Annotated in this window: 12 protein-coding genes; 4 read left to right on the forward strand and 8 right to left on the reverse strand. The window is 42.8% G+C overall.

What is annotated here, in order from left to right; genetic code table 11:
- Window positions 1-96: 96 nt before the first annotated feature.
- The 6 genes from AABM38_RS22705 to AABM38_RS22730 all read right to left on the reverse strand — a co-directional run bounded on the left by AABM38_RS22705 (window position 97) and on the right by AABM38_RS22730 (window position 4,476).
- Complete coding sequence (locus AABM38_RS22705; protein ID WP_423408421.1) at window positions 97-1,389, reverse strand: YhfT family protein; 1,293 nt, start codon at window positions 1,387-1,389, stop codon at window positions 97-99.
- A gap of 24 nt (window positions 1,390-1,413) precedes the next feature.
- Entirely contained in the window at window positions 1,414-1,773 is a 360-nt protein-coding gene (locus tag AABM38_RS22710) for a DUF2620 domain-containing protein (protein ID WP_423408422.1), read from the reverse strand.
- The gene (locus AABM38_RS22715; protein WP_423408423.1) at window positions 1,770-2,150 is read right to left on the reverse strand and encodes a PRD domain-containing protein; all 381 of its coding nucleotides are present in this window, start codon (window positions 2,148-2,150) and stop codon (window positions 1,770-1,772) included. Before AABM38_RS22715 ends, AABM38_RS22710 begins: the two co-directional genes overlap by 4 nt.
- Before the next feature lie 68 nt (window positions 2,151-2,218).
- Window positions 2,219-3,151: a GntR family transcriptional regulator YhfZ gene (gene yhfZ, locus AABM38_RS22720; protein ID WP_423408424.1), complete on the reverse strand. Its 933-nt coding sequence runs from the start codon at window positions 3,149-3,151 to the stop codon at window positions 2,219-2,221.
- A 262-nt stretch (window positions 3,152-3,413) separates the two neighbouring features.
- On the reverse strand, window positions 3,414-3,569 hold the full coding sequence (locus AABM38_RS22725; protein WP_335377376.1) for a hypothetical protein: 156 nt from the start codon (window positions 3,567-3,569) through the stop codon (window positions 3,414-3,416).
- 421 nt (window positions 3,570-3,990) lie between these two features.
- Window positions 3,991-4,476 carry a C40 family peptidase gene (locus AABM38_RS22730; protein ID WP_423408425.1) on the reverse strand — a complete coding sequence of 162 codons (486 nt, stop codon included), beginning with the start codon at window positions 4,474-4,476 and terminating at the stop codon, window positions 3,991-3,993.
- An 819-nt stretch (window positions 4,477-5,295) separates the two neighbouring features.
- On the opposite strand from AABM38_RS22730, the gene AABM38_RS22735 reads away from it, so the two are divergent.
- The 3 genes from AABM38_RS22735 to AABM38_RS22745 all read left to right on the forward strand — a co-directional run bounded on the left by AABM38_RS22735 (window position 5,296) and on the right by AABM38_RS22745 (window position 7,470).
- Entirely contained in the window at window positions 5,296-5,862 is a 567-nt protein-coding gene (locus AABM38_RS22735; RefSeq protein ID WP_423408426.1) for a sigma-70 family RNA polymerase sigma factor, read from the forward strand.
- Window positions 5,804-6,949: a DUF4367 domain-containing protein gene (locus AABM38_RS22740; RefSeq protein ID WP_423408427.1), complete on the forward strand. Its 1,146-nt coding sequence runs from the start codon at window positions 5,804-5,806 to the stop codon at window positions 6,947-6,949. The genes AABM38_RS22735 and AABM38_RS22740 overlap by 59 nt, the downstream gene beginning before the upstream one ends.
- A 161-nt stretch (window positions 6,950-7,110) precedes the next feature.
- On the forward strand, window positions 7,111-7,470 hold the full coding sequence (locus tag AABM38_RS22745) for a hypothetical protein (RefSeq protein ID WP_423408428.1): 360 nt from the start codon (window positions 7,111-7,113) through the stop codon (window positions 7,468-7,470).
- Window positions 7,471-7,664: 194 nt separating this feature from the next.
- On the opposite strand, the gene AABM38_RS22750 is transcribed toward AABM38_RS22745, so the two are convergent.
- Together AABM38_RS22750 and AABM38_RS22755 are read right to left on the reverse strand one after the other, a co-directional pair.
- Entirely contained in the window at window positions 7,665-8,903 is a 1,239-nt protein-coding gene (locus tag AABM38_RS22750; protein ID WP_423408429.1) for an efflux RND transporter periplasmic adaptor subunit, read from the reverse strand.
- A 14-nt stretch (window positions 8,904-8,917) separates the two neighbouring features.
- The gene (locus AABM38_RS22755; protein ID WP_423408430.1) at window positions 8,918-9,580 is read right to left on the reverse strand and encodes a hypothetical protein; all 663 of its coding nucleotides are present in this window, start codon (window positions 9,578-9,580) and stop codon (window positions 8,918-8,920) included.
- 352 nt (window positions 9,581-9,932) lie between these two features.
- Between AABM38_RS22755 and AABM38_RS22760 the strand changes: the two genes are divergently transcribed.
- Complete coding sequence (locus AABM38_RS22760; protein WP_423408431.1) at window positions 9,933-11,570, forward strand: SWIM zinc finger family protein; 1,638 nt, start codon at window positions 9,933-9,935, stop codon at window positions 11,568-11,570.
- Window positions 11,571-11,583: the final 13 nt, after the last annotated feature.

The following is an 11,583-nucleotide window of genomic DNA, read 5'->3' on the forward strand; positions in this document are numbered from 1 at the left end:
CCAATAAGCCCCACTCCTAATATGGTATTGGGGGATTCTAATAAGTCCCAGCGCTAAAAGGTATTGTGGGATCCCCCCAGCTCCAATACTACAAGCCTATTGTGGAATCACCATGAGTCCTAACGCAACCAGGATGTTTGCGATGATACCGACGGCGATTGCGCCTACAGGTCCGACTGCCATGCGGACGATTGGACGGCCGGCGACTTCGTTCAACAGGTAGAAGCCTGCGATGAAGAAGAAACCAAATCCAGGAGCGATCGTATTTGCTGCGTTCGCACCGCCGATTAATAGAGCGACTTCAAGGATCTTCGTCATGGCGCTGCGGATATTTTCGCCAGAATTACGGACTCCAGGGTATTTATCCAGGAATCGTGCAATCGAGCTTAATAGCATGACTTCGCCGAAAATGACGATAACGCCGCCAATCAATGCTACCCAAACATTAGGTGAGAAAAGTCCGACAACGAAAATCAATGTGAATCCAACCGGGCTGTAAACACCCGTGGCGATTGCTGTACTGGCTACGAGCGGGATGAAGCCTAGTGCACGTGCAGCTGCCGCGATTCCAGCGTCCGTATTTTTACCTTCAGCTAAAAGGTTCAAGGAAATTGGATCCCCTGCCATTACGGCAAGATTAGTAGCAGCGGCAATCAAGCCGCCAATGATCATGAAATAAACGACATTGCCCCTGATTTTTGCTACTTTGTCACTGAAGACCGCAGCCAAATCAATCGATGAGCCTTCTTCACGCTTTTCCTTCATTGCAAAAACTAATAAAAAGATCATTCCAGTTATAAGTGCCATACCTTCTTGGTTCAATGTAATGGCTGTGCCAGAAACCATTAATAGTTTGCTAGTGTTCAGCCAAACTGCAAGCTGTCTTACGAGGGCAGAAACGATAAAAGTGATAACCCCTTTTTTCACGCTGAATTGCATCGCAACTGCAAGCGCAGGGAAAGCCATGAACGCTACAACAACCGGTGCGCCTACCTGCCCCATTGCATCAAGGAAGTTCAATGGCAGGTGGTCGAATAATTTTACAAAACCTTCAAGCCCTACAAGCAAGCCTGCACCATATGCTCCGCCAATCACAGCTGCAGCAGGTGTACCCCATTTATTTTTCGGAGTTAAAAGACCAATAATATCCGTTCCTAGCAAAATACTATGAACGAGTATGATACTTGCGGACAGTGTGAACGGGATCCCGAAGCCGATTACAAGACCAAAGCTCATCGCAAATGCCGTGAAAGCCAGATCTCTTCGTGTAAGAGTTCCCTCTACGTGCTCCGAAACGATTGGCCGCAGTCCATCATTAAATACTGCAATATTTCTGTTTGCCAATACTGCTGCGACAGCACCGATCAAGACGATAAAAATCATTTCCATCTTTATTTTCCCCCTGCCTATTTGTTAGTGTTTATTTTTTATAGCTTCTAAAATCATTGGAACTGCTGCTTCTTTGTGGTCGGCTGTAAAACCGAATGCCACTTTCCCTTCTGAGACAGCGCTTACAACTTTCTGTACGTCGGGCTTCCTTCCTGGCATGGATACCGTTTCACATTTCGGTTTGCCTACTAGTGCGATTGCCATTGCCAGCGCTCCGCCTCCGCCCGTATGACAAGCACCAAGATAGTAATCGACTTGTCCGGTTTTAAGAGCCATGGCTGCATCAAGGTCCGATTTGATCACTGTTTCGATGCTGCTGTCGAATTCCTTTACTAAACTTTCAATCTCTTTTTTGTCAACTTGTCCGCCAATTACTATTTTCATTCGTTGCTTCCTCCTTCATTCTGCTGATATACATTTGTGTAATGAATCATTAAATAGTCCAGTTCTTCCGCTGGCAAATTACTTCCGTAAAGGCTTTCGATAAAATTAACTTGCTGCACCACTTCTGAATAGTACTTAGATGTTTTTATTTCAGTGAGGATTCCAGGCATTGGAGCTCCGATTTCTTCACCCCTTTCAATTCTTGTAATTGCCGTTGACAGGTGGGTAAAAAGCATCTCTGAATTCGGGATATTATCAGTATGCCAAGCTTGCTGAAGCTGTGTGAATGCCTGGGTAGTAAGTTCAGCAGATCGAAAAGAAATGACATTATTTTCAGCGAGGATTTTTAATCTTTCTTTTAATTGAATTAAGTTCATTTAGATTTTCCCTCCAGTATACAGTATTTAGTATATTAAGATTACAAAGAAACCAGAACTTCAGTTTCTTAGTAATGAGGATACTTTTTACCTGTGACTACTTCTTGCTGGATGTGGATTACTTCCTTTGTGTCCAGCAGTTCAAGCTGCTCTTTTATTCTTGTACGGGATGTTTCTACAATCATTGCTGCTGTTGTAGCCTTTGTCGCAATTTCTCTTGCTTTTGGGGAATAAAAATCTGATGACGGGAAGGTTTTCAATGTTTTTTCTTCGTCGGCATTCCACACGGCCGCATCGATGATCCCTTTTGTCAGCATCGAGAAAAGCTGCATGTATCCAGCCTCCACAAGCTCTACCTTTTTCCCTTCACACTCAAGCATTGTGATTTCAGCCTGGTCAACGGATGAATAGTCAATCCCAACCTTCATGCCATCTTCAATCTTGGAGAAGCGTTTATTTGAAAAAAAGATTTTATGGGAGGTAACATAGGATCCTGGGCCGAATGTTTTATTGATTTCTAGACCATCGAACGTGCTTATTGCCTCTTCTGCTGCCAGGAGAGACATGATGGCGAAGTCATAGCGCCTCGATTTAAGGGCTTCGACACGCGGAATTGCCCCTCTCATATAGGCAAGACCTGTTCTTTTGTTGATTTTTTCAAGCATCTCGATAATCCCCGTTGCAAGCCCCTCATATTTGCTCGAATACGGCAGGGGCATAACGCCGATGACCGGCCCGATGCCTGCAATCTCGTAAAGCAGATTGAGGTCCCTTTTTAATAGGAATGTACCTAGATGCCCTCGCGATTCAAGCTTGATTGCCCGCATATCTTCAAGTACCTTCAACGCCCCCTGGACCGTGCCCCTTCCAAGTGCAAGCTTCTCCGTAAAATCACTGACCCGGGGAATCCTTTGCCCAGCGGAAATATCGATTAATTCCCTGGCGATATACCTAGCCGCCAAACCATTCTTAGAATATAAACTCTCATCAATTCGACTCATACCACACAACCTCGACATCAATATACAATTTTCTGTATATTAAGAGTATAACGAATACAAATTCAATTAACAAGCGAATTCCAAAATAAGAAGGGGAGCCCTTTAACACACCAACGCGCCGGGGGTCAGACCCCCGGCGCGTTAATACTTTAAAGGACCGGGGGTCAGACCCCCAGTGGGTTAATGCTGCAAAGTGATAGAGTCCTATAAGTTGAAACTAAAAAAAGCAAATGGCGGCTTTTGGCGCATCCATTTGCCTGGTTTATCGTAATAGAGTATTCTTTAAGTCGTTTTTTAGATCTTCGACTATTTTCTGCACTGTCATTTCTTTTTCGTTCATGCCTTTTTCATATGCCTTTTTAATGACATCAAAAACGAGTTCCTGATTATACTCCGCCTGTTTCATCTGTTGTTCCAATGACAAGGACCTCCTGAATTCAATATGAACATTTTATATAAAACCAGAATAATTGTAAATAGAATTCCAGTTAATATATTTGTGAACAATTTTCTACTATTATAGTAGAAGACCTTTTCATGCGTATTACAGTGAGGTTACAAATAACTGACTTGCTAGCTTCATTGATTTAACAATAACTTTCTTGCTTTAATTTATGAAAATCCATTCATAAAAGCCACTACTTTCACCCGATCTTTAAAAAATGGACTCTTAACCTCAAAGTAATCCAAGTTCCATCTATTTACCTCAGCGAGCAAAACATTAAACATGGTAAATAACTGGATATGAAAATTGTTGTTCCCAATTAACGCATTAACCCGCTGGGGGTCAGACCCCCAGCGGGTTAATGCGTTAATTGGGGTGTATTCAGACCCTGCAGCTAATATTGTTTTAACACACGTTTTGCCCCTACATATTTTGTTTTCCAGTATTTTGAGTCCATGGATTGAATGGAGACTCCCTTTGAGACTGTAACTGCGATGAAGTTACCTTTTTCGAGGTAGATCCCTACGAATGAAGCGCCTTTACCGTTCGTATTAAAGAAAACTAAATCGCCTTCTTGAAGATCCTTTATGGCCACGTTCTCGCCTGCTTTATATTGTTCCTTAGTCGTCCGCGGCAACTTTATATGTGCAGCGGAATCGTCATAGATAAATTGAGTGAAGCCGGATGCATCGAAACCTTGTTTTGGTGTCTTACCGCCCCACTTGTATTTCACACCTTTATAAAGCTTTGCTACCTCTGTTACTTCTTGCCCCCACGATACGCTCGCTTCTGCCTTTTGCTGCCATGCACCTAAGAAAACCATTGCCGCCAATGCAAATATTCCAAGCCCAATAAAGAACCGTTTTGTTACTGCATCCATTTTTCATGCCCCCAATTGTTTATATGTTTTGCTTTACACAATGTTAGTCGGAGGATTTTCACCTTTCGTTTCAAACTTTTGAACGACAATAAATTTGACTTAATTTTTCATAATCATGCCGAAAAAGATAAACTGACCGTATTTTTCGTCTAACAACCTACCTTAAGTATCTCCATCATGCTGTAATTCGACAAAATTCTACTTTTAGCCGCTAAGTAGCTTGGTAATTTGTAGAAATTTAGTTTGTTTCAATTTTTGAAAAAGGCGGTATAAGAGGATTAAGAAAACAAAATCCAAAAAAATACATTACACTAAAGGAGTGTTTTTAAATGAAAGTCAAGGCAGGAAGCTGGAGCATGTTAAGTCAGGAACAGAAATTAATCCTATTAGAAGTGATCAGCAATAAAACACGAAAGCCGAAAGAAAATGATTAATAAGCTTAAACTAAAAAACGGTGCCTGACCTCCAGCGATATAAACTCTATCGCGACTTGGGGTCAGGCACCGTTATTTTATTCCACAATCTCAGCCTCGTTATTTGATAGAATATAAGGTAATCAATTTTATTTTCCACTTACAAAAGTGATTTTCCCCCTACTCTTCAACAGCCGAAACCCTCAAAAATAGATTCCTTAAAAAACCTTTCCACTTTAACACATCACCGCGCCGGGGGTCAGACCCCCAATGAGTTAATGCGGTACAGTAATGAGGTTATTTGCTATTTTTAAAATTATGGTAAATTAATAAACTTTTGGAAATGTGGTTCCGTCTAAATAGTAAACAATTGTGCATCATGTGTGCTTGAGATTGGGGTGAGATCATGGAACACCATGAAACGATTAATCAACTGATGACTGAACACGGAACTCGGGTTCTTCATTTGGCTTATTCCTATGTCAGAAACAGGAAAACTGCTGAGGACTTAACACAGGAAATTTTTATTAAATGCTATGAAAAGCTGGATACTTTCAAGGGCGATTCATCCCTTCAGACATGGCTTTACCGGATTGCCTCGAACCATTGCAAAGACTATTTAAGGAGCTGGCACCATCGGATGATTCACGTTAGCGGCTATTTATCTTCCCTTTTAACAGGTTCACAGGCTAGTCCGGAGATACAAGTCATGGATCAGGCTGAAAACCAGGAGCTTGTGGATGCAATGTTTCAGCTCCCTATGAAATATCGTGAAGTCATTTTCTTATTCTATTATCAGGAATGCTCACTAAAAGAAATCAGTGATATCTCCAATCTAAATATTAATACTGTGAAATCACGCCTTACCAAAGCCAAGAACTTGTTAAAGGATCATTTAATAGAAAGAGGTGAGAATGATGGAGAACCAAATCAAGAATCTAAAAGAAAATCTGTCAAAGGGAGAATTGGCTGATTTTATTTTTACCGAAAAAATGCGGAGGAACATCCTTGAAAAAACGAGCAGCCGTACCAGCCGTAATAGGACTGGATTTACCTTTTCGAATGTTGTGCCAAGGAGTTTAAGCCTGGCCGCTGTCCTGCTATTTTCCGCAGGTATTTATTACATTGTCAGCAGCGGCCTGCAGGATCAGGCTAACCCTGTTCCTAACTCCGGACGCAGTCCTGACTCGGATATTATTTTACCCCAGCCTGGAAAAGATACAGATCTGGCTAAAGAAAAACCTACGCTTGTGAATCCTTCCTATATTCCTGAAGGGTATGTTTATAAACAAACACGCACGAACGAGAATACGTATAGGCATGTTTATGTAAAAGAGAATAATGAAGACGAATATTTCACTTATGGAATGCAAGAAGATATGCCGCAAATTATTGGTGAATCGGAGAAAGAAATTGAACTGGCTGACGGTTTAACAGCTCAGGTATATCAAATTACCGAGGAGCATCAACTGCTTACGTGGCAGGATGAAGGCTTTTACCAGACCGTTGAACAGTTTGGCGAAATGAGCGATATTGATTTTTATAAAATTGTGGAGTCTATATTAGAAGCTAAAGGTCATACCGTTCTGCTGGATCAATATATCAGCGAGTTGGAAGCCGCTCAAAAGGCTGAAGAAGAGGAAAAAGCAAGAATGGCTTTTGACGAAGATAAGGCCGTCGCTTTATTGGAAAAATACAAAACCGTAATGGATGAGGCTTTTGCGGATTCCCATAACAGCAATGACTTTAAATTCAAATCGTATAACACAAAAGAAGATTTTTACGCATTATTCACGGATTTCGTGTCAAGGGAACAAGTCGAAGCTACTTTTAGTTTCAGGGTTAAAGAAAAGGCGGATGGATTATACAACCTGCCTATGGATGGACCTCCAATTTTCTGGCCAGAGAACCCATACCTTTTCGTAAAAATATCAGATACAGAGTACAAACTAACCCAGTTCCAAGACAGCGACATGGACGGAAAACAAAACCTCATTTTCCTATTCAAATACGAAGCAGACAAATGGATCATCCAAGACATCCAAGTCATCCAACAATAACAAAGATCGTCAATGCAACACCGCATTAAAGCGCTGGGGGTCAGACCCCCGGCGCTTTAAAGTGTTAGAGCGACGGGCTGGCTGACCCTCTTTTTATTATGTTGGAGTGATGACAAGCACTATGCTGCCGAGTATAATTGGAACAAAAGGAGGTGTGAAAATTGGAGGAAATTCTACAGAAAATTTTGGGACGTTTCGACTCCATAGATGTTCGATTTGATGCGATTGACTATCGTTTCGACCGCATGGAAAAACCGCTCGACTCTATGGATAATCGTCTAGACTCCGTGGAAAACCGTCTGGATTCCATGGATAATCGTCTATTAGATGTAGAAGAAGGTCAAAAGAGCTTGCTTTCAGAGCAGGGGGAAATGAGGAAGGAAGTCGCCTTTTATTATGGCAGCCTAATGAAGAAGCTGGATGAAGCTAAAATAGAACTTTCCAGCGAATTAAAGCATGTTTCCCATATCCAAAAACAGCATCAGGATGTTTTAGAGATACTGAACGAGAGACAGCAGTAGACGTAACCACTTCCGTATCCCCTAAAACGTTCCTCAAAATTCTTCCCGCAATAAAGTTCTTTTGGAATTACTCATTTTTGAATTATGCAATTTACACTTTAACGCATCACCGCGCCGGGGGTCTGACCCCCAGCGCTTTAACGTGGAAAAGGAGAGGCGCTCTGCCTCTCCTTTTTATTTCGCCATTTTATAAATTAGTGTTTGAAGAATCCTACCATGATGGATTTGAAGATGTCTTTTTTGGTTTCTTGTTTGAATGTTTTACTGGTTAGGTTGCTTGGTTTTAGTTTGCTGAAGAATGGGTCGCCGGCTTTTTGGACTTTTTCCGGGTTTTTGACGACGAGTTCGCCTGGTTTGGCGCCTTTTTGCACTTCTACTTTCCCGCCGAGGCTCATGCCTTTGTCAATTTTTCGTTCCTCCACTTTTCCAGCTTTATTCAACACGTATATATAGCTTGCTTTCTTCGTCTTCTTCACTGATTCCTCAGGAACGGCCGCGGCGTTGCGTACTTGATTCGTGATGACAGAAACTTCCACATGCGTACCTTTTACAAGATTCACTGGATCCCCGGCGAGCTCGACTTCATACGGGAAGCGGCTTTCCTTTTTAACCGAAGGATCTTGTTCTGGATAGTTAGCGATTTTGGTCAGAGTGCCTTTTACCTTTGCCTTGATCAAATCAGATTTAACATAAACCTCCATGCCCGCCTGGACCTCTTTCAGATCTTTTTCGGTAAAAGCTCCTTCGACCTTTGGGCTGTCAGAAATAATCGTAAGAATTGGATTCTTCAAGTCATAATTAATATTCTTCACAGTCCCCGCAACTTCACTGTTAATGCCGAGCTGGTCGTTGCCATTCTGCGAGTTAAGAGTGTTATCATATTGCTGAATTTCGGACTGGATCCGCGTTTTTTCACTCTGTTTATCGTAAATTTCTTTTTCAATCGAAGCATTCACAAGATCCCTTGATGACGCTCCGGTCCCCGTTGTCCCATCCCCGGTAACTGGCATGCTGTTATCCGTAGCAGATTCTGAAACAGAAAGTAAATACTCCAGCTGCTGGATTTGTTCATCGATCAAAGCCGATTCCCTGACAAGCTGGTTCTTTTCGGCCTCCAGCTTTTGCTGGTCCGCATCGTTGCCATCGGAGGCATATTCATACAATGGGCTGCCTGTGTCTACCTGGTCACCCTCTTTTACAAGGAAGTTTTTAAAACCGCCCGGAGTGTCATTATAGTAGACATGATGCTCCTCAACTGGTGTGACGACGCCATCGGCATGCAGTGTTTTCGTCAAATTTTCTTTTCCAGTCGCTGTCCATTTATTGATATAAGAAGAGCGCACCGCTTTGCTGTCGTCTTTTAATGCTAAGCTCAGATTTCCCGCGACAAATAGAATGCCTGCAGATAATAGAATTGCTGTCTGTTTTTTCATATGATGCACCTCCCTTAAAGAATCTTCTCAATTTGGACGAACGAAAAGAGCGCTGAGAACAGCCAGAACACGAGATTAATGCCGACGACCATCAATAAGACCATTCCCGGTTTCTTGCCGGTCAGCATTTTTACATACTTGAATTCTATGAAAATAGCCCATACTTTAAATAGAGAAATAGCTGCAAAGAAATAGATTATAAAGTTATTTCCAGTTATGTATTGGGCGATGACGCCAAGCGAGAACGGTGAGGATGTTTTTATTAGACCGAGTGTGGTTGCAAGCGGAATAATGATGACTTTTTCCAGCAGCAAGATCGGCAATACGAATTGCTGGACCGTCACAAATTTTTTCAGGCCGATGTCGGACAGCGTCCAAAAGAACAACGCCGGTATGAAAATCATCGCTGCGCCGTAAAAAAGACCCCAGATGATCTGCCCAAACATGAACAGCAATTTATGCAATTCATAGTTTTCCTGCGAAATGGCGGTCAAATTTTTCGATAGAAATTCAGAACCAATGCCAAAATAGGCACTAATGCCAAAAATCAGGCCGCTTAGCAGGAGGAGCATCGTCGTATTCTTCCAAACTCCGGGTACATATTCAAAATCTCTTAGCTTATATGTATATAAATCAGGATAAAAAAGGCCGCGTAGCACAGGTATTCGGTTATTCATCTTATGTCCCCCAGATTCTTTCTTGTATAGTTCATTTTATATGATAAAAATCAAAAACTGAAATGATATCAGGATATTTTGTGGAAATTTTTTTAAATATGTCACAAAATGGTATGCACTACTTTCTGTATTCAACAAATTCCACATCATTCCCTTCCCCATTTTTCAAAATCAAACATCCCCCCTCCTCTAACAACTCATTTTTGGGTATAATAGAAGAATATGTTTTTTTCGGATTTATTTAATGATTGTATCAACACGTGTTTAAGGGTCCACTGCTTCTAACAGCTGGATTTTACAAAAAATCAATGGCTACTATGGCCGATTGATTTGTGAGAACGGAGGAATGGTTGTGGCTGTCATACCTGAGAACCAGGCACCAATTTTAAAAGAAGCCGCCTCAAAATTGAATACGCTGATGAAGCCTGAGGTCGAGGAGGATGCTCGCCTTGTCCAGAAAGGGCTGATGCTGTATCGCCAGGGTACGGTCCACCATCTGAAATATATGGTGAAGTCCATCTGGGCAACTGTCCAGGATGTGACACCTGTCCGCGTCTACATAAATGTGACCGATCCTCAGGAAAGCAGCTGCACCTGTCCTGCCGGTTCGTTTTGCCGCCACCGGCTCGCCGCTTTCTTTCAGGCTTACAGTGATGTAGCAAGCGTCGGCGACTGGGTCGAAGCCTGGCGCAAGCCTGCCAAAGAGTCGTTGAACGCGGAAAAATGGGGATTACAGAAGGCGAAGGATCTGGTAAAAAAGGACACTCGTTCTGGCCATGATTATGATCAGTGGATCGCTTCTTTTACCGAGAGTTTCTCCGAAATCATGAAGGGCCAGGGTGACCCGAAGCCTTATGTCGTGCCGGGATTGTTCCGGACTTATGTGCGACGGGTTGAGGTTTCCGCCCCGCTTGAAGCTGTTTGGAAAAATCTCTATATGATCGCTGCAGCTGTCTATTCGTTCAATTTGCTTTCTGAACTGGCCCGCGAGCTTGGCCACGATGACGATGTAACGATGGACAGGTATTATCGGCCGCTATTTGAGGATTTGTTTAATGATGCCGAGGAATATATCGACCGGCTGGCCTTCAATACGATGCCGTTTTCGTTTGATGCTTTTTTAGAGAAGATAAAGGATGAGTCAGTTGGGTTGACGATTCCTGATTCTGCTTCAGGCTATGAACGGATTGATTTATACAGGCTTTTATGGGAAAAATTATTTAAAAATGCCAGCTGGCGTGATGATGAGCGTGCGCGGCTTGAGGGATTCGGGGATGGAAAACGGGATATCAGTGAAGAAATCGCCCTCGTCCATCAGCTGATATTGGCGAAACAGGATCAGGAGGCGATGAAACGGTTTGCCGGCCTTTCGGTTGGGTCTCTCCCATTTATGTTTTACTGGCTGGATGGATTCCGGGCATCGCGCGAGTGGAACAGGATGGCCCCATTTATTGAGTATCTCGTTGGGCAGCTGCGGAATTATTTGAAGCATCTCGGCGAGTATTATACGTGCAAAAAGTTCACCCGCTATGCTTTGAAGCTTGTTGGCGCTTATACGAGAGAAATCGGCCGTGGCGAGCTGTATGACCGGGCACTTGCCCAGGCCATGCCTTACAGCTTTTACGAGTACGAGGATTCGCTGTTTGAGAAAAAGCAGTACGAGCAATGGAGCGAGCTGTACTCTTACTTCGGGTTTGAATACAATTCAATTTCGAACGAGCGCATCAAGGTGCTTGCGAAAGAAGCCCCGGATGTTTTAATTCCGCTCTACCACCAGATGATCGGCGACCTCGTCGAAATGAAAAACCGCAGCAGCTACAAACAGGCAGCCCGCCTGCTGAAAAAACTGCGGACCATCTATAAGAAACTGAAACGCATGACCGAATGGGAAGCCTTCTTCGATAAATTACTAATACGGACAAAAAGACTCCGCGCATTCCACGAAGAATGCACAAGGAGCAAACTGATAGAAGTAGCAGAAGCAGAATAGATTGTGTTGTTTT

Origin of the sequence: Heyndrickxia sp. MSNUG, from assembly GCF_049532715.1 — a bacterium.
Lineage (GTDB): Bacteria > Bacillota > Bacilli > Bacillales > Cytobacillaceae > Mesobacillus.

What these genes read in the sequence shown, in the direction of transcription:
- AABM38_RS22705 (WP_423408421.1), bottom strand. Translation starts at nt 1,389, where the DNA reads ATGGAAATGATTTTTATCGTCTTGATCGGTGCTGTCGCAGCAGTATTG.
- AABM38_RS22710 (WP_423408422.1), bottom strand. Translation starts at nt 1,773, where the DNA reads ATGAAAATAGTAATTGGCGGACAAGTTGACAAAAAAGAGATTGAAAGT.
- AABM38_RS22715 (WP_423408423.1), bottom strand. Translation starts at nt 2,150, where the DNA reads ATGAACTTAATTCAATTAAAAGAAAGATTAAAAATCCTCGCTGAAAAT.
- yhfZ (WP_423408424.1), bottom strand. Translation starts at nt 3,151, where the DNA reads ATGAGTCGAATTGATGAGAGTTTATATTCTAAGAATGGTTTGGCGGCT.
- AABM38_RS22730 (WP_423408425.1), bottom strand. Translation starts at nt 4,476, where the DNA reads ATGGATGCAGTAACAAAACGGTTCTTTATTGGGCTTGGAATATTTGCA.
- AABM38_RS22735 (WP_423408426.1), top strand. Translation starts at nt 5,296, where the DNA reads ATGGAACACCATGAAACGATTAATCAACTGATGACTGAACACGGAACT.
- AABM38_RS22740 (WP_423408427.1), top strand. Translation starts at nt 5,804, where the DNA reads ATGATGGAGAACCAAATCAAGAATCTAAAAGAAAATCTGTCAAAGGGA.
- AABM38_RS22750 (WP_423408429.1), bottom strand. Translation starts at nt 8,903, where the DNA reads ATGAAAAAACAGACAGCAATTCTATTATCTGCAGGCATTCTATTTGTC.
- AABM38_RS22755 (WP_423408430.1), bottom strand. Translation starts at nt 9,580, where the DNA reads ATGAATAACCGAATACCTGTGCTACGCGGCCTTTTTTATCCTGATTTA.